This is a genomic window from Legionella sp. 227, assembly GCF_043161935.1.
Taxonomy (GTDB): Bacteria; Pseudomonadota; Gammaproteobacteria; order Legionellales; family Legionellaceae; genus Legionella; species Legionella sheltonii.
Window position 1 is genome coordinate 267,730 of the sequence record NZ_CP171154.1, and the last position, 22,197, is coordinate 289,926.

The following is a 22,197-nucleotide window of genomic DNA, read 5'->3' on the forward strand; positions in this document are numbered from 1 at the left end:
CCTTGGCTTAACCTTTCTTTCCCCTCCTCATTTAAACGATTACGGAAAGACAAAAAAAATACTTTTTTTTTCATAATGTAACACTTAAGCATCACTTAATATCAACGTGATAAAATAAAACACATGTTGTTTTTCTTGGGGGGGACGAGATGAAACGGGCATTGACTGTTTTATTGACGATACTCCTGTTGCCTTTAACTGCGGTAGGTAGTGTAGCGCTCGTTGCTTTAATGCTCGCCATGCTTGCTGTCTGCTCGATACCACTTATTCTCGGCGGTACACTAATGGCCGCAGGAGAATTGTCAAAAAAATTCACTGATTGGCGGTATCCTGATATGAATAAAACATTAGACCCTGGAAATGGGCCTTTGATTACTTCAATATCAACAACACTCATCTTGTTCCCATTCCTCATCCTACCAGTTACTGCGGGCTCAGTAGTAGCTGCTGCCTTTATTTCCATTTTACTAGTGCCCTCTATGACCATACTTGGCGCTTATAAAGTTTCCGAAAAAATAATAAACGGTGCCGAAAAGGCAATAAATAGCCTTGCAGATCGACTCAATTCAGACCAAGGAAAAGCACGAATAAATCACAGCTACAGTATCTTATCGCAGGATCCAGGTCTTGAATCGGTCGTTATAGAAAAGATATCTTTTGAGCCCGAAATCACCCATTTCAATCCGTTATTTCATCGAAAAACACACGTTCCCGTGCATGAAGACACAAAAGAGGATGATGACACAATGTCTCAAGTTAAAGAGTTTCCTAGTCCATTCGCTTCATCAACTGATAAATGAGCTAATTATGGGGCGTTTTGGTGACAGGAATTGAAGACCTTTTGGTTTTTAATTGGATCATGATATAGCTACCAACGACTGCAATCACAATTAAACTAACCGACATAAGGGGTCGTGTAGCAAACCAAGCGATTGCCGTCACCATGAGCCACACACTCGTCCCTAATAGAAAGGCAGCAAATCCACTACTGGATCTTACAATGGAGCCTAAAAAAGGCAGTACATCGGCTAAAATGACCAATGGGGTCACAAGCTTAGAAAATCCCCAAACCAATAGAAATAAGGAAACTAAACGCAACCCCCAGGCAAGTGACGTGTTTTCTGCTTGAGCCTGATGAATCATCTCCTCTGATGAATGTTGGCCTGTGGATAATAACATGACTGTTTGCCCTGCGGGTGCACGATATGCTTGCAGAGTATTTCCAGTTTGTTGCGCAATAATACTGACAGTTTGGGGCTCAACAACGGCCAGAGAAATTCGTAAATCACCCAACTGGGGATTTTGGGAATCTTGCCCCACATATAATTCATTGTCGTTGCTCAGCCCAACTGGCTTATTTAATTGGTCTTTGAGCCTTTCTTTATTGACCTGGGATAAATTGACTGGTCGACTGGCATGAATCTGGTTAATCAAATCATCAGGCAGTAAAAAATCACCTACAGTCACCCTTTTCGCATACTGTAATTGCGACTGAACCGGCATGGACGCTGGGTTTTGATGTCCTTTGGGATTTTCAAAATGAGCGCTGTCTATTAAACTTTCAGACCAAGTTTGATCATAGGTATAGGTTTTTGTTTTTTTTTCAGAGCCCCCTAAAAGTGATTCCGTTTTTGTTTCTGTTTTTTCCTCCCATTGATACATTTCAACTTTACGATTAAGGCAAATAGCATTGATTGTTATCCCTAATAAAGCATCGACCAAATTCTCTTTAGTTGTCGCAAGACCGCTTAAATAAACTACTTTGAGATTGTTTTGATGATTGATAGGAGCATTGGGTATAGGAATGAGAACATTTTCTGCTTGCGCCAAGGACTGTGCCATATGCAACGCGTGTCGTTCATTCCAAAACACAAGAACAATTGCGCCGGCAATTAACGCAATTCCAATAAGAATATCAGCGAAAGACTCTTTTAATCGGGAAAACCAGGAGGTTGTTGTTACTTCTTCATCCATGATTTATGCACTTCCTTATTTGAACCAGCTCATTCGCAATACAATGCTTAAAAAACTAATTTTATCTTTCGTTAACTAGGATAATGTCTGGCTTTGCTTCGGTTCTTCCGGCTCCGGTATTTTAAACGAATCAAGCGCTGTCCCTCCAGGTTTCATTTTATCTCCAGACTTAAATTCCTCTCCGTTTGCATGATACAGTTTTCCTTTATCTCCATATCCCATCACTTGGTTGGTTTTTGAATCAACTATAAGAAAGCTAGAGTCCTTCTGTTCTGCAGCCATCTTTTGGAAAAATGAGTTCATATCCGATTCGGATTTAAAAGATAAATTAAGTCTGCCATCCTCGCCTTGTTTCGATGGATTATTTTTGTACCATGGATCGTCTTTATATAATTCTTGAAATTTCTTAAAAATGGCCTCACTTAACGGACTTGCAACAGTCACATCTTTCTTGGGAGTAGACGGTAATGGGGTAACTACTGTTGGTGCTGTCTGAGTTTTTCCCGGTGCGGATAAAGTCATTTCTTCATCGGGATTTATAAACCTGTTGTATTTTTCCTTATTATCAAGAGCAGTCTTTTTATATACATCATAGGCTTTTTTAGTGTCTTCATCGATGAGATCTTTTGTATCCCTATATTTTTTATAAGCCTCGTCACGCTTTTGATTCAATTCGTTCGATTTTTCATCAGTAAGTTTACCCTCTTTCGAAAGTTGGTCTCTTTGGGCATCTATCGCCTCTTGCGTTTTTTTATACTCTGCCAAAGCGACACTAATTTTGGCGTCATTTAAATCGCTCTTCGCCAAATACGTGTTATAAGCTGCTTTATTGGAAAGCTCCATAACTTGACCAAACTTCTCAATACCACTACGTGAAGGAGAGGTTCTTACTAGATCATAAAGTTTTAGTGTTTCTTTTTGATCGGCAGTCGACTTCAGACTTTGCTCTTCATAAGTTTTTTGCAGTCTATCTCTCTTTTGAATTGCTTGCTCTAAATTTTTTTCGGCAGCAGTAGGCATTCTTTTCTCCAAGTATCACTACCTAATATAGATATTAGATCACTTTGGAAGATAAAGTATGAATTTTAAAGCACCTAATCCTCAATCGATGAAGATATTTTTTAAGCATATGTGTTTCTTTTGCATTGAGATATCATCACCTTTCCTGAACTACCTATTGTTTATACTGTCATTCGGATGGGGAATGACAGTAATTTAGCCCCAAAAATATTTTTACTCTTGAATCGGAATTATTGAAATAACTTTTGTGGCTGAAACTTACAGCCAGAATTTAAAACAGGATGTAATTCTGTTTCCTCAGAAGTATTGGCAACATAGATACTTCGAGATAATAAGGGTGATTTTATTGGTTTCACTGATGAGGGTAACTTGGATGCGGCTTTTTCATCAAGTATAATGGTAACGTTTTTATGTGCATATAAAGCCGTTGCAGGAATATCTTGATTCGGTGAAGAAGCAGCATTTACAGCAGCAATAATCCCTGCTTTTGTGGAACCTGATGCTAACAAATAACACTCTTTGCTGTATTGCAAAATCGTTCCAATTCCCATCGTTATTGCATGAGTCGGTACCTCATCTTTTGCATTAAAAAAACGTTTATTGGCTTCGCGAGTTTTATCATCCAATTGAATCACTCGTGTTCTAGAATCCAATGCAGAGCCTGGTTCATTAAAACCAATATGGCCATTCACGCCCAATCCTAGAATTTGAATGTCGATTCCACCAACCTCTTGCATCATTTCTTCATATTTTTTCGCATGCTGTTCCATTTGATCAAGTGGTACGGTTCCATCCAACAAATGGATATTTTCCTTTTTGATATTAACGTGATTAAAAAAATGATGATGCATGTAGTAATTATAAGATTGTATATGAGTTGGTTCTAAACCTAAGTATTCATCTAAGTTAAAGGTAATGACTAATGAAAAATCCAAATTCTCCTCTTTATGCAGACGCACTAATTCTTTATATACGGGCTCAGGAGTACTGCCTGTTGCAAGTCCCAAAACAGTAGGTATTTTTTTCTCATTATTTTCCATTATCTTTTTTTGAATTGCTCGCGCGGCTCTACTTGCCATACCTTCAGGTGTTTCCCTAACAAAAATGCGATCCAACATAAAATTTTCTCCATGAATTCTAAAGGTTATATCCACATAAACAAGAATTCAGAATAAAGAGGGTCAGTATGCACTACCTCATTCATCTCTTTTCCATATTTTGTTACAATGAACTTTGTGCAGGATGCCACTGAATAATAAAGAAAACTTGATTTATAGCCTTGCGATTTTAGCTAATTTATCAGCGAAACTCTAGACCATTTTCTGAGGGTAAGCTCTAAGTAGGTATTAGAGCTTGAGTGCAAGTAGATTAAGATTTCCGGTATTGTTCCCTAAAAGGATTTGAATATGCTTATTAAAAATATTTATGTTTATAACGATGCTGGGATTAAAGAATTAAAACATGTGTACGTTTCTGGTGATGGCTTAAGGAAAATCTATAATCTTGATGATGATTTAACGTCTTTGCAAGAACAAAAAATGATTGATTCTAAGGGCTGTTATTTCTTAATGCCAGGCATGCTCGATTCTCATGTTCATGGCCAAGGTGGTGTTGATTTCGCTGACTTAAGCGAAGAAAAGAGTACTGAGAACTTAGAGCGCATTGTCCGAGCGCTTGGAAATACTGGTCTGTCTTATGCCTTAGCGACCCTAGTCTCCATGCCAATTCCCTCCTTAAAGAAATCATTGATACAAATTAATAATTTTGTAGCGCAACAAGGACAAAATCCTACTCCGGGCTGTACTCAAATTATTGGTGTGCATCTAGAGGGCCCGTTTATTTCAAAGAGTTGCAAGGGAGCTCATGCACAAGAGGCACTCCAAGAGAAAATTAGTATGGAACAATTTAGGGATATTATTCGCGTTGCACCCAATATTAAACACTGGAAAATAACCATTGCACCTGATTTGCCAGGAGCTGAAGAATTTATTCAACAGACCAAAGATCTTGAGCAAGAAGGTATTTTTGTAAAAGTATTTATTGGCCACTGCAATCCCGAGGATAAGGAGACCATTGATCGTGCAATTGCGGCAGGTGCATGTGGATTCACGCATGTGGGAAATGCGTGTCAAGAATCGTGCAGTCGAGAAACACGGCAACTTACTGGAAATGATGCCAAAAGTCATGTCGTGCAATGGATACTTGAGAACCCTGAGCGTTGTCCTCCTGGTGTGGAACTCATTGCGGATGGGGTTCATTTATCTGACTCATTTATTTCGCTAATTCACAATACAGTTAAAAACAAAATTATTCTTGTAACCGATGCGTTAGGCCCCACAGGGTGCAAAGATGGGGCCTATAAACTAGGGACTTTGAATATTCGTAAAGAACTAGATAGTTTCTATTTGGCAGATAGTGAAGGCCATTTTCTGATGAAAGAAGGAAAACTGCCTACTGGGGAAAAAGGCTTGGTAAAAACTCTTGCAGGCAGTGCAGCCTCATTATCGCTTTGCGCACAAAAATATTTTAAATTAATGCAGGGTCCAGTGGAAAGTCGTATGGACTCTTTATATGCGGCGCTCATCACAAACCCTAGAATAACCTCTTTATCAATGGCGGCGATAAAAAATTTACCCGATGAACGAAATTTTTCTATATTCAATAATCAGGGACAACTTATTTTGAGTTCATGCCATGGTCAAATAATTGAGCATCAGCAATTGCAATGGCCAATATCAAGCATGCTTCATTATGGGTTTTTATCGAGTCGTTTACCTACTGAAAGCAACCGAACCGAAACAGAAATAAGTCCTATATTCAATTAGTTTTTAAAAAATTAATGATCATGATTATTTATGACTTCGGTTTTAAAAAAAACAAACAAAGAATGCTCGCGGTCAATGCTGTAAGGGAACAGAGCACAATGGGCAAGATAATTGATAAAACAATCATTAAACCGCCTGCAAAGCATATAATGGCATCGCCCAGGGTACGCAAACTTAATTGCGCCCCCATGACTTCGCCTTGCATGGTCGCTTGCGAGCTATTAGAGATATGAATCGTCAGAGTCGTGACTACACTAGTGATACTAAACCCAATGAGTGCAAAAAATATAAACATCACTATGGGATTTTGAAAGGTGATCATGGCAGCAAAAATTAAAGTAGTTGTCAGCATCGCCAAAATAATAATTTTATGAATGGGCAGATGTTTTGAAAGATGGTGGGGAAGCCAGGAAGCACCTATAGCAAGCGATGCGGATAAAGCACCATTATAAACTGCAATCATGCTGGGAGACATAAGCCATTTTCCAGCCAAATACACCGGACCAAATTCATAAAACATATCTACTGCAAAGGTAAACAGCGTACTGATGATGAGCAAAGGTTTCAAATGCGGATGATACTGAAATAAGAGCTTGAATTGCCGAATAATATTGAGTTGTTTCAAAATGGATTCTTTCTGAGGGGTCCCCAGAGTTTTATGCTCTGGCAATTTCCACCAGGCAAGCCCTAGGGTAATCACTGATGCGAGTGCGGCAACAGTAAAAGGAAATGACCAGGAAAACCAAGGAATCATATGTGAATTGGACAATAAACCACCAATTATCGGCCCAATGATGTAACCAATACCGGCCATACTGTTGATCCTACCAAAACTTACATACTTGTTAATGGTCGTCAGCTCTGATGCGAATGCCCTGGCCACAGCAAAAGTCCCTTCCATGAATCCTGTTAAAAAGCGGCTGAATAATAAAAGCCAGAAACTGTTTATCTCAAACGAGATAACGGTCAATACATAACCTAGCATGCTTCCAGCCAGACTGATGATCAGTATTTTTTTGCGCCCATACAAATCCGAATTTCTTCCTAAAATAGGAGAACCAATGAATTGCCCCAGAGGAAAAATTGCAAGGGTAAGCCCCAGTAAAATACGTCTGCCGGTTTCACTCCATTCAGGAGAAATAATCAACTGATCGGTAGCTTGTAAAAAAAGAGGCGGTAGAATGGGATAAGCAATCGATGAACCGATAAAACTGATTAAAACAATGAGTAAAATAATCCACAGTTGTTTTTTTTCACGAGTTGTTTGCTGCATTTTTATTCTAGACCCTGGTTGGAGCATCGGGCAACTGACTTAGAAGTTCAGTCATCATTGTAACATGTTTTTCAAATGATCGATATTTTTTCATTAAGAGCAATTATTGAGCCACCCTCGCCTCTGCGAATACGTTTGCCCTTCCTTCCGTCATTCGAGTATAGCAAGGAGAATGAAACAGGAGCGAAAATAAAGCAGAAAATTTTAAAAAAATTCTGTAAAATAACGCATCATATTTTTAATCACTTACATTAACCATGCCTCATTTTCAAAACCTGCAAAACATCTTGGATATGGATTTTAAACAAATGCGCGCGATACCAGGCCATGAAGGCTTGCGTGCAACAGATGAAGCGATTCACTTATTTGTTGATAATTTAATTGCTTTTTTTTCTCAATTTAATGAGCCACCCGCTAAAGAACAATTAAAAACATATCAAGTGTATATGGAGAAAATAACCAATAAAATCAATGAAAGCGAATACACTTATTATTTCAATAAATACACGGCTCTATATCCTGAAGATGCCGAAAAAATGGCTTCAACATGTATGATTAAAAGCTTTAAAGAATTACCTAAACGAATGCAATATTGGGCTGCATCAGAAGAATTCGGGGAATCAATACGTAATTCGAAAAACCATAGTATTGTCGTAAAAAAATTAAATACTTGGGCTTTATGGATTAATAAATCCAACCCCAATGCGTTCTTTCATGCTGATGCACCTGAAATTGACATAGAACCATCCAATAAATCTATTCTGAAATTGGAGATGCTATAATCATTATAATGAGTTGTGATTTTTAAAGTAAATAAAATTATGGCTCCATGTTGTTAATCCATTCGGATCAATGAAAAGTACTCTGAAGAAGGAAAGATAAAATGTTGACTGGAGCTTTTATTTTTTTAATTATTGCAATCATTTCAGGATACATCACATATAAAGGAACGGATCCTTCATCACTATATTATGCAAAAATTGTATTTTATGTTGCGACATTTCTTTTTCTGATATTACTGATTATTTATTTCGTAACCCCAGCGCCGCCTGTTGCAACCGAAGTGATAAATCCTCTGTTGCAGTAATGAGAATGAGGCATTTTAATCTCGATTTACCCTCCCGCGCCGGTGGGAGCCCCTTCCACCGGCGACATTATCCATTCTCATTGCATTCATTCTCAAGAAACACTTTAAGCTGCTCAACCCATACCTCATCAACATAATCAATCAACCTTCTACATGCAGTTGATTTCATTGTTTCCTCAAAATGTTTATATAAATAAGGACGATAATAAGCAAGGTCGGGAACATCCATACCTATTTCCTTGGCTTTTTCATCATTAATACGCACTCTTAAGATGTCTTTAAAATGGATATTGGTTTCAAAAAGAAGCATCTCTTCTTCAGACATTACTCCGCCCTGGAAGAAAAGGGTTTTCTTACTTGCTTCAGATAAACGTGCAAAATAATCCTTTTTCTTTCCCGCTAGATAACGTTTGGCATTCACATGATTGCCGATGAGCAAAGCAATTTTTGCAGAAAATCCCAGCTCATAAGCTAAATTTGCACCTATCCATTCATGATGCACTACACCTAAATCTGCCATCTTATTTTGGTGGGTATCTAAAGCAAAGTGACCGATATCATGAAATAAGCAAGCGAGAATGACTTCCAGATTATGTCCTGCTTGTTCTGCAAAATAAGCACACTGTAATGCATGTTCAAATTGTGAAATAGGCTCTCCTATGTATTCCATGTCTTGAGCAGAATACAAATACTGAAAAGCCCTATTAATTTTTTGGTCAATATCATTCATAGTAGTCATAGCATCATTTCGGAAATAGGATTAGCAACATTATAAATTGCAGCGCCTGCAGAATAATCTTTATTGGGATCGCGCTCACAATCTGGAGGAAACTTTTCTCTCTTATCTTGATAATAAGCCTCACGCATAATTCCACCTTCAGAAAATTTGCTAAAGGTAATAAAAATCGCACGCCGGGGTTTATTACTGCGATTCGCTTCAGAGTAATGGGGCAAATAGGAGTCAAATAAAATAACGTCTCCAGTTTTACATTCAATTGGCGACCATTGAAACTTTGCAGCCATCTCTTTTTTTATTGAACCATCCACTTCTTGAGGAAGAATTGTAGGCTGATTAGCACCACCTTGAACGACTTGCAAACAACCGTTTTCTAAAGTGCAATCATCTATAGCGACCATCATGGTGATGTGAAATTTCTGATTAAAACTAATAAATGCGGGAGCATCTTGATGCGGTTTAAATCCGCCACCACCGGGAAATTTATAGTTAATTTTTTCTTTAAAAATGGCAGCTTTCTCTCCCATTAAGATGGAAATCAAGTTTAAAGTACGCGCGCTGTTGGCAACCTCATTCATACCCTTATGGTAATCAATAAAATTTTCAATACGACAAAGCTGGCGCTCTCCCTGAGCATTCCTTTCAAAATACTTCATCCACTTTCCGGGTGTTTCAGGCCAGGAAGTTAATTCATCACACCACGTTTGCAGATGTTGTTTCATATCCAAAAAGAGAAAATCGGGCAAGATGACAAATCCTTGTTCTTTCCAAAAACGGTGTTGTTGTTCACGCAATTGATAATCCATAACTTCTCCTTTTAAGACGCTGATACCAAGGTACTTTCGGAAATAGAATCCGGTAGCTTAGCCAATTTATTCTCTTCGTGTTCTAACCATCTTGTTAACAACCAGCCAAGCAAAAGAGTACTTGCAAGAATGGCTAAGGTCAGATGGATCCCTAACTGAGCTTGGAACATCGGTAAGAATACAGTTCCAATAAACGCGCCCAATTTTCCTGTCCCCGCTGCTAATCCATGTCCTGTAGCTTTGAATTCAGGATTATAGAGCTTTGCGGGCAAGAGATACGTTGTAATTCCTGGACCAAAATTAATAAAAAAGTTGAATAATATGAACCCGGTGAAAATAAGGCCGAGGCTTGGAAACAAATAGCTTATGCTAAGGATTAATAATCCCAAAAATGAAAATATAAATCCTATCATCTGAAGTTTAATCAGCGATACCTGATTAACAAAAAAAATCACTGCAAAAGCACCTAAGGACACGAAAACATTAACTACTAAAGTACTTTTCAGTACTTCGGTTTGCGCACTTAAAAAATTGGCCTCCTGCGATAGATTAAACGCTTGTAAGACGTAAGGGGTGAATAGCCCTATTCCATAATAAGAGATATCTAATAAAAACCAGCAAGAACACAGACAAACAGTGATTCTTATCATGCGCGGAGAAAAAATCAATTGATAATGCTTAAAGACTGAACGACTTGATTGTTTTTTTAAACCTTGATGCACTTTCCATAAAAAGCTTTCGGGTAACTTGGCTCTGAATAACAACCCAATGAGCGCAGGAATTGCTCCCGAAGCAAATATCCACCGCCAAACATCGAGTTGCGGATGCAATTTAAATAAAAACCAGGCAACAATGACGCCTATTGGGGAAGCAAGACAATTAATAAACATCGCAGTTGCAATAAATTGAGCACTTTTACGAGCCGGTATCATTTCAGCCAGGTAGGCGGCACAAATGGGATAATCAGCACCAACACCAAAGCCAAGTAAAAATCGTAACACACACAAAGAGGTGATACTCCAGGCAAAAGCAGAACAAATGGCAATAAGAACAAAAAAAATAAGATTGATAATGAGCATGCTTTTCCTACCCAACATATCCGCCAATCGACCAACAATGACTGCACCGAACACCGCGCCAAGAGGTGCTGCAGCCTGAGTGAGACCAATCATCAGAGAAGAAGGATGGTATTGCGCATTAATGAACGGCTCAGCTACCGAAGCAATATATAAATCATAACCATCAATGAACAAACCCAGCGCACAAACTATCCAAACATGGAAAGTTAGGGATTTACTATTATTTTCGTCCATGAAAATCTCTTGATAATAAAGGATATTCGCAATTTTATTGCATCCTTAGGTAGATGATTTTTTAACACAATCATCTAATAAAAACAAACAAGCTCAGGATGAAAAATTCAAGTGGTCACTCAATTTAAGGGGGGCCCTTGCTCATAGCCGTCAAGCTAAGAAATAAAGGCAAACTCCTCCGCGAGAGGAATTTGATTTAAAAATGGATATTAAATGGCGGGAGAGGGTGAGGGTTTTGGTACATGGTTCCTGAGCTTGGCGGCGATAGGCTAAGACCCAACATTTAAATTGTGCAGCCTATACAACTAATCTCAAGCTACTTCCAATACGCTTTTCTTAGGAAGCATCATTCGCTCAATAATAAAATACATGCCAATTCCTAGAATGATCGCCCCATCAATAACAAGGGCAACAGGACGCATCGAACCATCGAAGAGAAGACCAGTTAAAGCAACGGCTCCGGATGAAATAAACAAACGTGTTGACATAATGAATGAAGAGCAGGCCCCCTTGTGATGAGGTAAAATTTCTAAAGATTGTGCAAAAGTCACGCTCATTGGAAATGCACAACCAACCGCCATCCAACACATTGAAAAGGTAATCAAACGGGGTGAGTCGGGATATTGGAACGCAAAATAAGTAAACAACACAATGGATATTGCACAACACATCATCCCAAAATGGACTGCTTTGCGACTGCCAATTCTTGCGATCACTTTTTCAGCATAAAAACTGGTCAGCGAAAACAACAATACAATTATCCCTTGTTGCAGGGCAAATTGGAAATAAGATAATTTACACGTATTTATGTAATAAAACGACGCACTACCGACAAAAGTTAAATACGCTGTCACTAACATATTGGGCATGCTGGCATAGATTAAAAATTTTCCATGAGTAGAAACGGTCCAATAGTCTTTTAATATCTTCAAAATCTCTAGAGGTTGCTTTTCCGATTTGGTTTCTGGTAATTGCCAAATCAGAAAAAACCATGAAATCAGGGCAATAATTGCGATGAAGGAAAAATTCGCTCGCCAAGTAAAATAGTTGATAATGGCACTGCCTAAAATAGGAGCTGCTGCCATAAAAATAGTAACATAGGCGTTAATTTTACCAATATAACGTGCTGCCACTTCGCCACTATACCGATCAGAGATCATCGCAAAACCTATCACTAAAGTACTGCTGGCGCCTAAACCTTGAATAAAACGCCAAAACATGAGTTGGTATATAGAAAACGAAAACACACACCCCACTGCTCCAATTAAGAAACAGGTTGCTCCAAAAATCATTAAACCACGTCGCCCCAAAGTTTCCGATAATGGGCCGTACAACAAACCCGAGAGACAGAATGCTAAAAAATTAAGGCTTAAAGTGCTTTGGACTTGAGCTTCTGTACTACCGAAAAAAGTCATAATGCTAGGAAAGCTGGGTAAGGAAATATCGATTTCCATGCAACATCCTAATAGGGAGATAACAATGAGAGTTACAAGCGGTAGCTGAAATTTGGTGGCTGTCATAATGACTTCTTCTTAAAATCGAGATAGTAGACGATTATCTATTGCAGAATATATTTAATCGTTGTGCAATTATATCGGTATTTGCACACCTTGAGAAGGACGAGCTTGTTAATTGATTTTTTGCTTAGTTTGGCGTCAACTTCGATGAGCTTTTTGCAATCTGCTCAAGTTGCCCTACCAAGTCCACCAATTCAGCATAAACGTCCGGTGGCTTTGTCCAAAAAGAAAATGGTCTCGCTTCAGACTCTTCTTCTTTATCGACTTTGGAAGCCGTCTTTTTTTTCTGCTCAATTTTTGTTTTTATTAATTCAATGTCTTTTATTAAAGACTCAGAATGGTCATCTTTTCCTGAAAGAAGTTTCATTTTAAGATCCTCTAGCAGAAAACTTATTTGGATTAACGAAGATACTTTGTTACTTTTTTCAATCATTTTTTCGATTACTGGAAGCCGTTTATCTTCATGATGTTCTATGCCCTCAAATGGTTTTTGCGGATCAATCTTAAGTTCAAGCATCTTTTTTTGCCTCCATGCTTCAGGAAGATGCATTGAGGTTTGCATTTTGGACTTTATAAGTTGCAATGAATATTGAGAGGCAAATTCTTCTGCGGATAATTTTGCGGTTTCTGGGCTTGTTAACCAATTAGAAAATTGGATATTTTCAGCATCCTGACAGCCATACTCAATCACTTGTTTAAAAGTGAGGGTATCACTTTGATCTTTTGGAATCGCTAAGTGTAACGCGGCACTATCAAGTAATAATTGATAAGGCACACCCCAGAAAGTTTCCTTCATTAATTTCATTCGCTTCTCAATCAATTGAAGTAACTCTTCTTTGGCTTCGACTATCTGTCCTTTCGTTTCGCCTACAAGCATTTTATCAATTGCATTTTCAAATGCTTTCTTTGTTTCCAGATCATCTTTGTTAAACAGCTTATCTCCAAAACACAAGCGTTCAAAAAGTTCAGTGCGGAATGACTTTCGTTGATCCAGAGGCATTGATTCATTAAAATTTTCTATCATATTGATGGCATTGAATAAATCGGCCATTTCACAGGCCATGCGACTGTCTTTTCTCATGCCAAATTTGAAATAGACAATAGGCGATTTTTCAATGGCTTCTAACTCCAATTTCCCCTGAAATCCCCTGGCAAAACTCTCACGAAATGCATGCTCAAGAAATAAATAGCCCATGTGTTTGATAAAGCCAGTATCTGTGGGAGGAAATCCATTTTGAAAGTTATCCATACGATTAATGTGAATGCAGTGAGGCCTCAGATTATAATCCATCACTCCCACAAGTTTACGATCTTTACCTTCACCAGTATAAACTTCAAAAACCTGATGCTTTTTACCTCGTTGTGAAGGTTTCACTACAGTTTGAAAAGCCAATTCTTCGTTTTTTGCATTTAATAGCTTTGTTGTATAGGGCATATTCAATCTCTTTTGCTCATAATGATTAATTATAGCTCTAAGTTGGGATTATATGGTTGTTAAAAATAGTTTTGAAAATATAAAGTTACTTAATGAATACTATTTTTTAGAAATCCTCATTGCCCCTTTATCTTTTAGCCCATGTTTGGAAAAATGCTCATAGCATTTAGAATGAGAAACTGGCCCCAATCCTCGACCTCGATGTTCATCCATAATTTTAAGAAAACTTTTGTACTCTTCACCTGTAGACCTTTCCCTATCCTCTGCTTTCTTTTTGCTCTCTGCATCTCCATTGCGGTCTAATTCTCCTTGATTTGACCTATGAGGGTTGACCACGTTTTCGTATTTTCATATTGATTAATGATTACCCTGCACGTTTATGAAAGATCATCTATAATATTTTACGACTCAATTTCTAAATGCAGGGATGTTGAACAGATTATTTAAAAGGAGTTTGTTATGATTTCTATGAATAGGGTTTCGTTCAAAATAATACTTGGAACATTAGGTTGTCTCTCATTTTTACCTACTGCCTTTGCAGATGCACCTGCAACTCAAACTTCAACACCCGATATTTCGGGCACCTATTTATGCAATTTTCGTGATCCTTTTTCTAACCCGACAGATGGCACAGAAGTACTTACCATTAAAAAAAGCAGTGACAATAATTATAGAATGTCCAAAAAAGGAATACATGACACCACACCAAGTATTGTTGGGGTTGGTTTGCAAAACAAAGATATAAATAATGCATTCTCATTTATATTTTGGTGGTCTAAAGATCTCACAACTACTTTTACCCAATACCTCCTCATCAAACCAGATGGTACACTGGAGGGTAAATGGGTACAAAATAATAAGAATCAGGCCGCTACATTTAGTTGTAAAAAATCATCATAAAGTGACTGATGTATTTTGGTGAATTAACAAAAGGAGTTTGTTATGAAAGCAGCATTGGCAGGTATCTCTTTAACAGCCATATTATACTTCATTATCACAACAGTTTATGCTGACAATAAAACTGTCAGCACATCTCCATCTCCTGTTGGGAGTTATCAATGCCAATGGAATGGCTCTTTATTGGCTAATAAAAACTTTACCCTTACTATATCGCAGACTGGCGATACTTATAACTCAGAATGGGATGATAGTACCGGTAATCCAGTACTTTATGGTACGGGATTAATGAGTTCGAATGTCAATAATTTTTTGACTACTTCTTTTTGGGGCGTCACCGATAACACGATTTCAGGTGTATTATCTCTTGCAATAAAACCAGACGGGTCTTTGCAAGGCAACTGGATATCTCAATCCGGAAAAGACACCGGCACCCAAACATGCACTAAAAGTTAATAGCAACGACCTTAACGCTAAGGCCGGATTACACTGTGCTAATCCGGGCCAACGAATATAATAGTTTTCTAATATGAAGTCGTAGTGGTTTTTTGAATTGAATTTGCGGCAGGAGAATTCTTGAAGAAGTTAAATGTAGCGATAAAAATGTGATTTATAACCTAGGAGACTTAATACCGCTACAACAATATAGTACCATTTTAATCTTAATTTATTATTAACTGCCTTTACTTTTTTCTTTTCTTGGTAAATTCGTAGTGAATAAGCAAAAGACGGGTTGTGCAAAGCGATTTATTTCAGAGAAATGTCTGACAAAAACGCTGAAAAAAGCAGTAAAATCGACGCCGATTTCAACAGCTTTTTTCAGGATTGTGCGGCATATTTAATAGTGCGGTAACTTTAGCACTGTCAAAGAAAAAAACACATATTCCATTAATATCAATAGGCTGATGTTGATTCTCAACAATATGTTTCATATAAAAGTTAATACGAACTCTATATACATCATTAGAACTTATCTCGTTAAAATTAGGAATCTCATTATTGCTGCTCACCGTCAGAGTCATTTTTTTATGCAAAATATTATCAAGTACTGATACATAGCCTAAAGCATTTAAAAAACAACCTACAACTATATTCCCCGTCTCCAAGAGGGCTGATTCTTCGAGACGCTCTATTTGTCTTGTTGAACCAAGTGGTCTATGTAAAAGAACATCACAGATTCTTAAAGCGGAGGTTCTTGGTAAAATATAGGAACCAAAGCCCTCTAAAGTGCCAAGCAAAGGAGTAGTCATTATTATTGCTCCTCCCAAGTCAGGATTAATTTGAGCGATCTCCTCTTTAATACTCTCTTTGATGATGCTTTGTACCTCAGTGACTTTGACGCTGACATCGGCACTTGTTAACGTCATCTGTTGGCTTAATAATTTTGATAGGGCAAAGGTCGCTTCTGTTGCTGCGAAACTCATTAATTCGTTGAATCGTTTCTCTATCTTCATCATGATTTATCCTGTATGTTTTTGATTTAAACATAGGAAAAGCTCGTCGACATCCATAATTAAAATCGTCTCACCTGATCCTAATAATGCCGTCCCAGAGAACAACTTACTACCTCGAATGATTGGATTAATCGGTTGAGTAATAATTTCTTCTGTGGTTAGCAGCGCGTCTACAACCAAACCTAATAACTCTTCTTCTTTTCTTAAGACAACAATAAACTGGCGTTCTTCTGCAGCTACCTTTTCCTTAAAAAGAACGGACAAGCGCAAAAGAGGGACATTTATTTGCTCATACACAAAAGCTTCTTGATGCAAGAGAGCGGCTGTCTCCTGACACGATATCGTGATTAAACGTTCTATGCTGTTTATAGGAAGTGCATAAATCTGATTGCCTTGACGTACCAATAAAACAAGAATAACGGTTAAGGTTAAAGGAATCTTTATCGTAAATTGAGTCCCTTTTCCCTTTTCAGTTGCGACTTCAATCCTCCCGTTAATGGATTCAATGGTCTGCTTAACAATAGACAAACCCAGACCCCTTCCTGAAATATCTGTGACTTTTTCTGTAGTGGAAATCCCATAAAAAATAGCGTTTGTTACTTCTGGTTTTGAAGCTGTTGTAGGTAATAAATTGCGCCTTATCGCAATATTTTTGATGGCCTCGAGATTAAGTCCAGCACCATCATCGCTCACTTCAATGACTACTGATTCTTTATGGCGTTTTGCTTTTAAATTGATGCTTCCTTCTGTCGGTTTCTTTTCTGCCTTTCTAATGTCGGAAGATTCTAAACCATGATCAATTGCGTTTTTGATTAGGTGAGCCAGAGACTCGCTTATAGCGTCGATTAATGAACGATCGACCTCAATATCTCTGCCCTCTGTGCGTAATTCTACCTGCTTTTTTTGCTGTTTCGCGAGATCTCTGACCATACGGGAAAAACGATCGAATACAAATCCTATAGGCACCAGTCGAATTTGCATGACGTAATACTGTAACTCATTGAGTGTTTGATTCAGCATAGCTACTGTTGTAGCTAGTTCAGGGGATTGAATCGTCTCACTTAAACTGTCCAATCTCATTTTATTAATAAGCAATTCTTTAGTCAGATTGAGCAATTTATCTAGGCGGTCAACTTTAACTTCGATGCTGGTAACCGATTCCAAGGGACCCAATGATTTGATGGCAGATAGATCAGCAGTGTGCTTCTCATCATCGGATAAAACACTGTTAATTTGTTTAATCATTGTCTCGGTAGCAGGCTCAGGCTTTCCTTCTGAGATTTCTTTTAAGGCTTCTTTTAAAAAATCAAAGCAATTAAATAAAAGATTAACGCAAAGTTTGAGTGGAATTTTTTGGGTACGAATTGCATCGAGTAAATCTTCAATAGCATGATTTAATTTTGCTATTTTTTGAAATCCCATAGTTGCAGAAATACTTTTGAATGTATGAGCGCTGCGAAAAATGTCTTGTAGGTTTTTCTTATTATCTTGTTTTTTTTCCCAATTAATAAGTGCTAAGTTCATATTTTTAATATGATTATTTGCCTCAATAAGAAAATCCTCTATGTATTTATTCATGTCATCATTCATTAACGACATCCTATGGTGAGTTATAAATATTTTTTTAGTTCTTTTTTAATTTGCTCAATCTCAAATGGTTTTTGAATGTATCCTCTTGCTCCCAGAGATTTGCACCGTTCCTTAATCGAAGCATGACCAACGGATGTCACCATGAATACAATGATGTGTGGATATTGATTATGAATGCTTTCTAAGAGCTGAATTCCTTCTACTTCACTTGCATTCATGATCACATCGAGTAGTACGAGATCGGGTGATTTTTTTTTGAGTAAGAGTAAGGCAGCTTTTTCGCCATCAGCCTCTGTGATATCGAGATCTGCGAACTGTTTATTTAAAATATCTTTTAAGATTGTCCGCATGAAATCGGAATCATCTACAATCATCACCTTCTTACCCATCGTATTCTCCTCAAATGAGATCGATTTAGTTCTCTCGAAATCCCGATCGTCAGAGTTTCCCGAGAAATCATTTCGTATTCGTTCACAATCTCGTCATTTTGAAGAGTTTACGACGAAGGAGCTCTTGTTTGAGCATCTTATTCACATTGATGCTCATACCATATGCTGGAGCTCCCTCACTACATTCGGGTGACGTATCGTCGTGAACACTTACAATCATTCGTTTAATAACGTTCTAAGGCGGATAGCTTTATAAGTTCCTCTTGCGCTAAAATACTCGCTAAATTTAATAAAATAATTAGACGATTTTCATCAATCACGACCCCTCCCACATATTTTTCATGAATATTTATTATGCTGGAAGGATTTTTATTAATATCCGCACCGTTTACACGTAAAACTTCCACTACTTCATCAACCATTAGACCAAAAATCCCACTATTTTGTTTTGTAATAATGATATGCTTTGGATTATCGTTAACGGCAGTGGGAAGAAAAAATAGGCTCTTAATATCAATAATCGCTACAATATCGCCACGCACATTGATCAACCCACGTATAAAATATGGCGAATCAGGAATAGGAGTGATAGGAACGACCTTGATAATTTCTTGGGCGTCACTGATTGGTATACAAAACTCTTCATTTCCTGATCGAAAGACAATGAGTTGCACTAATTGTTGTTCTTTTGTTTTAAGAGTTGATGATGATCTATTCGGCATTATTCACCCCTGAGCACGTGTGCTTCAGAAGCCATGTAGGCTACTTTAAATCGTTTCAGAGCCGTTCTTAACTCATCAGACAGAACTGATAAATTCGAAGCGGACACCGTCATTTGTTGCATACTGGCAGTTTGTTGCTGAATTGACGAGGACATCTGCTCGGCACCAACTGCTGCTTGCTCTGATGTCGCCGAGATTTCTTCTGTTGTTTTTGCAACAGCAAGGGCTGCCTTGGCTTGCTCCGATGTTGCAGTTGAAATTTCCTGAGCCTTAACTGTGATTTCCTGGGTACCCGAACTAATTTGGCTAAGAATTCTTAACGCTTCATTGACAATATCGATGGATTCAGTGACCTTCTGCGTACCAGTGGTCATCCCTTCTACCACTTGTGTGGTCGACTCAAGAATGGTATTCACCATACCCTCAATTTGTACTGCTGCTTTTTTAGTCCCTTCAGCAAGCTTCCTAATTTCGTCGGCCACAACAGCAAATCCTCGACCTGCTTCGCCGGCACGAGCAGCTTCTATTGCTGCATTTAATGCTAAAAGGTTTGTTTGATCGGCAATACCTTTTGTCGTACCGACAATAACCCCAATTTCTTTGGCTCGCTTATCCAAATCTTTTACTGTATCCGTATTGGATTTCACAATATCATCAATAGACTTAAGCCTGGTTGCCGCTTGTTTTCCTGCATCAGTACCCCTGCTTGCCAGTTTTGCGGCTTCTTGGGTTACTTCCGCTGCACTACGTGAATTTGTGGCCCCTTGTTGAATGGATTTAGACAGTTCTGTAACAATCCGCGTACTTGATTCCAGTTTTTTCGCCTGTTCTTTCGCCCCAACAGCTATTTGCTGTGTGGTACTCGCCGCTTGTTGCAAAGTACTACTAACCTGCTTTGAGATATCCGCTAATTGTACTGACGCCCCAGAAACTTTAGTCGAACTGTCCATAGCAAAACGAATTAATGCGCCTAAATCATCAAAAGACTTATTCAATGCATCAGATAATGTTCTGATATCACCCTGGGTTTCAATACTGACTCGTTGCGACACATCGCCCATGGATAGTGCGACCGCAAGACGAATAACTTCCTGCACGGGTGTAGCAATGGAATTCAGGAGGTTATTTAATTTATCAACAATATCTTTCCAACTGCCTCCAACACCTTCAACATTAGCGCGTTCATTTAATCTGCCTTCTTTACCCGCTACTTGCGCCACACGGGATACTTCACTCGCTAAGCGATTAAGGTCATCCACCATTTTGTTGATGGTTTCTTTGAGCAGTAACACTTCCCCTTTAGCCTCAACAGTAATTTTTTGCGTCAAATCCCCTGCACTGATTGCAATCGCAACTTTTGAAATATTACGTACTTGATCCGTCAGGTTAGAGGCCATCGCATTAACGTTGGCGGTTAATTCTTTCCAGGTACCACCGACTTCCGGCACTGAAGCCTGGCCACCTAATTTTCCTTCGGTACCCACTTCTTTAGCAACACGTGTTACTTCAGCAGCAAAGAGATTTAAGTTATCCACCATCTTGTTCAGTGTTTCTTTAAGTTGAAGAATTTCTCCACTGACCTCAACGGTTATTTTTTGATTCAGATCGCCATCCGCAACCGCCGTGGCGACCTGAGCAATATTACGCACTTGGCTGGTTAAATTTGCCGCCATCGCATTCACATTATCGGTTAATTCCTTCCATGTTCCAGTTACCCCAGGAACCTGTGCTTGACCGCCTAATTTACCTTCAGTACCCACCTCTTTCGCGACCCGCGTTACTTCACCTGAAAATGATCTTAAGTTATCGACCATGTCGTTGATGGTATTTTTTAATTCTAATACCTCACCTCTCACCTCAACGGTAATTTTTTGATTCAAATTGCCGCTGGCAACAGCGGTGGTAACTTGCGCGATATTACGCACTTGGTTTGTTAAATTTGCAGCCATCGCATTAACGTTATCCGTTAATTCTTTCCAAGTACCTGTAACATTGGGTACTTGTGCCTGACCACCTAATTTTCCTTCGGTACCCACTTCTTTTGCAACCCGAGTTACTTCTGAAGCAAAGATGGTTAAGCTATCGACCATCCTGTTAATTGTTTCTTTCAATTGCAACACTTCACCAAGTACTTCTACTGTAATCTTCTGATTTAAATCACCTTTTGCGACTGCCGTCGCGACTTGGGCAATGTTACGTACTTGACTGGTTAAATTAGCAGCCATCGCATTCACATTATCGGTTAATTCTTTCCAAGTACCCGTAACGCCTGGCACTTGTGCTTGGCCGCCGAGTTTTCCTTCCGTACCCACTTCCTTGGCTACCCGTGTTACTTCTGACGCAAAGATGGTCAAACTATCTACCATTTTATTCAGTGTTTCTTTCAGTTGCAGCATTTCACCTTGAACTTCAACGGTGATCTTTTGATTCAAATCACCTTTAGCCACTGCGGTTGCCACCTGAGCAATATTGCGCACCTGGTTTGTTAAGTTTGCAGCCATCGCGTTCACATTATCCGTTAACTCTTTCCAGGTGCCTGTGACACCAGGAACCTGTGCTTGACCACCCAATTTACCCTCGGTACCCACTTCTTTTGCCACCCGTGTTACTTCTCCTGAAAACGACCTTAAATTATCCACCATCTTGTTAATTGTATTTTTCAATTCCAATACTTCACCTTTTACTTCGACAGTAATTTTTTGATTGAGATCACCACTGGCAACGGCGGTGGTTACTTGGGCAATATTACGTACTTGGCTGGTTAAATTTGCAGCCATTGCATTGACGTTATCGGTTAGTTCTTTCCAGGTTCCCGTGACCCCTGGAACCTGTGCTTGACCACCTAATTTACCTTCGGTACCCACTTCACGGGCAACACGGGTTACTTCTGAAGTAAAACTGCTTAATCCTTCCATCATACTATTATAGGAATCAGCTATTTCGCCAAAAATATCATACTGGTCTTTTTTTAAGCGTTTGGACAGGTCGCCTCGCCTCACCGACTCCATAGCCTCGAGAATATCACGAAGTCTACTCTCCATTGAGGCCTTACTTTTGGGATGATGAAAAGGTTCTAAATTCATCGCTACTTCCTGTGTTCCTTTCTGTCGAGGCATTCTTAAATTCCATTTACGAAGCGATACAATAAATATAGTAAAA

At 38.7% G+C, this 22,197-nt stretch carries 20 protein-coding genes; 6 read left to right on the top strand and 14 right to left on the bottom strand.

Annotated features, from left to right (window positions below):
- Positions 1 to 149 precede the first annotated feature (149 nt).
- Positions 150 to 800, top strand: a complete 651-nt coding sequence (locus tag ACF8MK_RS01030; RefSeq protein ID WP_392537810.1) for a hypothetical protein — start codon at positions 150 to 152, stop codon at positions 798 to 800.
- A gap of 1 nt (position 801) precedes the next feature.
- Here the strand turns inward: ACF8MK_RS01030 and ACF8MK_RS01035 are convergent, their stop codons facing one another.
- The 3 genes from ACF8MK_RS01035 to nagB all read right to left on the bottom strand — a co-directional run bounded on the left by ACF8MK_RS01035 (position 802) and on the right by nagB (position 4,112).
- The gene (locus ACF8MK_RS01035; protein WP_392537811.1) at positions 802 to 1,974 is read right to left on the bottom strand and encodes a TMEM43 family protein; all 1,173 of its coding nucleotides are present in this window, start codon (positions 1,972 to 1,974) and stop codon (positions 802 to 804) included.
- Between the two features lie 75 nt (positions 1,975 to 2,049).
- Complete coding sequence (locus ACF8MK_RS01040) at positions 2,050 to 2,994, bottom strand: hypothetical protein (RefSeq protein WP_392537812.1); 945 nt, start codon at positions 2,992 to 2,994, stop codon at positions 2,050 to 2,052.
- 230 nt (positions 2,995 to 3,224) lie between these two features.
- Positions 3,225 to 4,112 carry a glucosamine-6-phosphate deaminase gene (gene nagB, locus ACF8MK_RS01045; RefSeq protein WP_392537813.1) on the bottom strand — a complete coding sequence of 296 codons (888 nt, stop codon included), beginning with the start codon at positions 4,110 to 4,112 and terminating at the stop codon, positions 3,225 to 3,227.
- A gap of 288 nt (positions 4,113 to 4,400) precedes the next feature.
- Between nagB and ACF8MK_RS01050 the strand changes: the two genes are divergently transcribed.
- Positions 4,401 to 5,819 (top strand): N-acetylglucosamine-6-phosphate deacetylase, encoded by a 1,419-nt coding sequence (locus tag ACF8MK_RS01050; RefSeq protein WP_392537814.1) that lies wholly within the window; start codon positions 4,401 to 4,403, stop codon positions 5,817 to 5,819.
- 28 nt (positions 5,820 to 5,847) lie between these two features.
- Here the strand turns inward: ACF8MK_RS01050 and ACF8MK_RS01055 are convergent, their stop codons facing one another.
- Positions 5,848 to 7,092 (bottom strand): MFS transporter, encoded by a 1,245-nt coding sequence (locus tag ACF8MK_RS01055; protein WP_392537815.1) that lies wholly within the window; start codon positions 7,090 to 7,092, stop codon positions 5,848 to 5,850.
- A gap of 308 nt (positions 7,093 to 7,400) precedes the next feature.
- Between ACF8MK_RS01055 and ACF8MK_RS01060 the strand changes: the two genes are divergently transcribed.
- Entirely contained in the window at positions 7,401 to 7,874 is a 474-nt protein-coding gene (locus ACF8MK_RS01060; RefSeq protein ID WP_392537816.1) for a hypothetical protein, read from the top strand.
- A 101-nt stretch (positions 7,875 to 7,975) separates the two neighbouring features.
- Complete coding sequence (locus ACF8MK_RS01065) at positions 7,976 to 8,179, top strand: DUF1328 domain-containing protein (protein WP_392537817.1); 204 nt, start codon at positions 7,976 to 7,978, stop codon at positions 8,177 to 8,179.
- A 67-nt stretch (positions 8,180 to 8,246) separates the two neighbouring features.
- Here ACF8MK_RS01065 and ACF8MK_RS01070 read toward each other — a convergent pair whose 3' ends face one another.
- The 5 genes from ACF8MK_RS01070 to ACF8MK_RS01090 all read right to left on the bottom strand — a co-directional run bounded on the left by ACF8MK_RS01070 (position 8,247) and on the right by ACF8MK_RS01090 (position 13,986).
- On the bottom strand, positions 8,247 to 8,918 hold the full coding sequence (locus tag ACF8MK_RS01070; protein WP_392537818.1) for an HD domain-containing protein: 672 nt from the start codon (positions 8,916 to 8,918) through the stop codon (positions 8,247 to 8,249).
- Positions 8,915 to 9,721 (bottom strand): phytanoyl-CoA dioxygenase family protein, encoded by an 807-nt coding sequence (locus ACF8MK_RS01075; RefSeq protein WP_265705024.1) that lies wholly within the window; start codon positions 9,719 to 9,721, stop codon positions 8,915 to 8,917. Before ACF8MK_RS01075 ends, ACF8MK_RS01070 begins: the two co-directional genes overlap by 4 nt.
- Before the next feature lie 11 nt (positions 9,722 to 9,732).
- Complete coding sequence (locus ACF8MK_RS01080) at positions 9,733 to 11,034, bottom strand: MFS transporter (RefSeq protein WP_392537819.1); 1,302 nt, start codon at positions 11,032 to 11,034, stop codon at positions 9,733 to 9,735.
- A 311-nt stretch (positions 11,035 to 11,345) separates the two neighbouring features.
- Positions 11,346 to 12,488, bottom strand: coding sequence for a multidrug effflux MFS transporter (locus ACF8MK_RS01085; protein ID WP_392537820.1), 1,143 nt, complete (start codon positions 12,486 to 12,488; stop codon positions 11,346 to 11,348).
- A 190-nt stretch (positions 12,489 to 12,678) separates the two neighbouring features.
- Entirely contained in the window at positions 12,679 to 13,986 is a 1,308-nt protein-coding gene (locus tag ACF8MK_RS01090) for a hypothetical protein (RefSeq protein ID WP_392537821.1), read from the bottom strand.
- A 459-nt stretch (positions 13,987 to 14,445) separates the two neighbouring features.
- Between ACF8MK_RS01090 and ACF8MK_RS01095 the strand changes: the two genes are divergently transcribed.
- The gene (locus ACF8MK_RS01095) at positions 14,446 to 14,886 is read left to right on the top strand and encodes a hypothetical protein (protein ID WP_392537822.1); all 441 of its coding nucleotides are present in this window, start codon (positions 14,446 to 14,448) and stop codon (positions 14,884 to 14,886) included.
- Positions 14,887 to 14,928: 42 nt separating this feature from the next.
- Positions 14,929 to 15,339, top strand: a complete 411-nt coding sequence (locus ACF8MK_RS01100) for a hypothetical protein (RefSeq protein ID WP_392537823.1) — start codon at positions 14,929 to 14,931, stop codon at positions 15,337 to 15,339.
- Positions 15,340 to 15,689: 350 nt separating this feature from the next.
- On the opposite strand, the gene ACF8MK_RS01105 is transcribed toward ACF8MK_RS01100, so the two are convergent.
- The 5 genes from ACF8MK_RS01105 to ACF8MK_RS01125 form a co-directional block, all read right to left on the bottom strand.
- A complete protein-coding gene (locus ACF8MK_RS01105; RefSeq protein ID WP_392537824.1) occupies positions 15,690 to 16,340 on the bottom strand; it encodes a hypothetical protein in 651 nt (216 codons plus the stop codon).
- Between the two features lie 3 nt (positions 16,341 to 16,343).
- On the bottom strand, positions 16,344 to 17,927 hold the full coding sequence (locus ACF8MK_RS01110; RefSeq protein WP_392537825.1) for a chemotaxis protein CheA: 1,584 nt from the start codon (positions 17,925 to 17,927) through the stop codon (positions 16,344 to 16,346).
- A gap of 20 nt (positions 17,928 to 17,947) precedes the next feature.
- Positions 17,948 to 18,316, bottom strand: a complete 369-nt coding sequence (locus tag ACF8MK_RS01115; protein ID WP_392537826.1) for a response regulator — start codon at positions 18,314 to 18,316, stop codon at positions 17,948 to 17,950.
- Between the two features lie 224 nt (positions 18,317 to 18,540).
- Complete coding sequence (locus ACF8MK_RS01120; RefSeq protein ID WP_392537827.1) at positions 18,541 to 19,038, bottom strand: chemotaxis protein CheW; 498 nt, start codon at positions 19,036 to 19,038, stop codon at positions 18,541 to 18,543.
- Positions 19,038 to 22,154 carry a HAMP domain-containing protein gene (locus ACF8MK_RS01125; RefSeq protein ID WP_265705034.1) on the bottom strand — a complete coding sequence of 1,039 codons (3,117 nt, stop codon included), beginning with the start codon at positions 22,152 to 22,154 and terminating at the stop codon, positions 19,038 to 19,040. The genes ACF8MK_RS01120 and ACF8MK_RS01125 overlap by 1 nt, the downstream gene beginning before the upstream one ends.
- Positions 22,155 to 22,197: the final 43 nt, after the last annotated feature.

Bases quoted from the DNA above. Each gene is read 5' to 3' on its own strand.
- ACF8MK_RS01055 (WP_392537815.1), bottom strand. From the start codon at position 7,092: ATGCAGCAAACAACTCGTGAAAAAAAACAACTGTGGATTATTTTACTC.
- ACF8MK_RS01060 (WP_392537816.1), top strand. From the start codon at position 7,401: ATGCGCGCGATACCAGGCCATGAAGGCTTGCGTGCAACAGATGAAGCG.
- ACF8MK_RS01090 (WP_392537821.1), bottom strand. From the start codon at position 13,986: ATGCCCTATACAACAAAGCTATTAAATGCAAAAAACGAAGAATTGGCT.
- ACF8MK_RS01095 (WP_392537822.1), top strand. From the start codon at position 14,446: ATGATTTCTATGAATAGGGTTTCGTTCAAAATAATACTTGGAACATTA.
- ACF8MK_RS01075 (WP_265705024.1), bottom strand. From the start codon at position 9,721: ATGGATTATCAATTGCGTGAACAACAACACCGTTTTTGGAAAGAACAA.
- ACF8MK_RS01105 (WP_392537824.1), bottom strand. From the start codon at position 16,340: ATGATGAAGATAGAGAAACGATTCAACGAATTAATGAGTTTCGCAGCA.
- ACF8MK_RS01030 (WP_392537810.1), top strand. From the start codon at position 150: ATGAAACGGGCATTGACTGTTTTATTGACGATACTCCTGTTGCCTTTA.
- ACF8MK_RS01040 (WP_392537812.1), bottom strand. From the start codon at position 2,994: ATGCCTACTGCTGCCGAAAAAAATTTAGAGCAAGCAATTCAAAAGAGA.
- ACF8MK_RS01110 (WP_392537825.1), bottom strand. From the start codon at position 17,927: ATGAATGATGACATGAATAAATACATAGAGGATTTTCTTATTGAGGCA.
- ACF8MK_RS01085 (WP_392537820.1), bottom strand. From the start codon at position 12,488: ATGGAAATCGATATTTCCTTACCCAGCTTTCCTAGCATTATGACTTTT.
- ACF8MK_RS01035 (WP_392537811.1), bottom strand. From the start codon at position 1,974: ATGGATGAAGAAGTAACAACAACCTCCTGGTTTTCCCGATTAAAAGAG.
- nagB (WP_392537813.1), bottom strand. From the start codon at position 4,112: ATGTTGGATCGCATTTTTGTTAGGGAAACACCTGAAGGTATGGCAAGT.
- ACF8MK_RS01050 (WP_392537814.1), top strand. From the start codon at position 4,401: ATGCTTATTAAAAATATTTATGTTTATAACGATGCTGGGATTAAAGAA.
- ACF8MK_RS01120 (WP_392537827.1), bottom strand. From the start codon at position 19,038: ATGCCGAATAGATCATCATCAACTCTTAAAACAAAAGAACAACAATTA.
- ACF8MK_RS01065 (WP_392537817.1), top strand. From the start codon at position 7,976: ATGTTGACTGGAGCTTTTATTTTTTTAATTATTGCAATCATTTCAGGA.
- ACF8MK_RS01080 (WP_392537819.1), bottom strand. From the start codon at position 11,034: ATGGACGAAAATAATAGTAAATCCCTAACTTTCCATGTTTGGATAGTT.
- ACF8MK_RS01070 (WP_392537818.1), bottom strand. From the start codon at position 8,918: ATGACTACTATGAATGATATTGACCAAAAAATTAATAGGGCTTTTCAG.
- ACF8MK_RS01100 (WP_392537823.1), top strand. From the start codon at position 14,929: ATGAAAGCAGCATTGGCAGGTATCTCTTTAACAGCCATATTATACTTC.
- ACF8MK_RS01115 (WP_392537826.1), bottom strand. From the start codon at position 18,316: ATGGGTAAGAAGGTGATGATTGTAGATGATTCCGATTTCATGCGGACA.
- ACF8MK_RS01125 (WP_265705034.1), bottom strand. From the start codon at position 22,154: ATGCCTCGACAGAAAGGAACACAGGAAGTAGCGATGAATTTAGAACCT.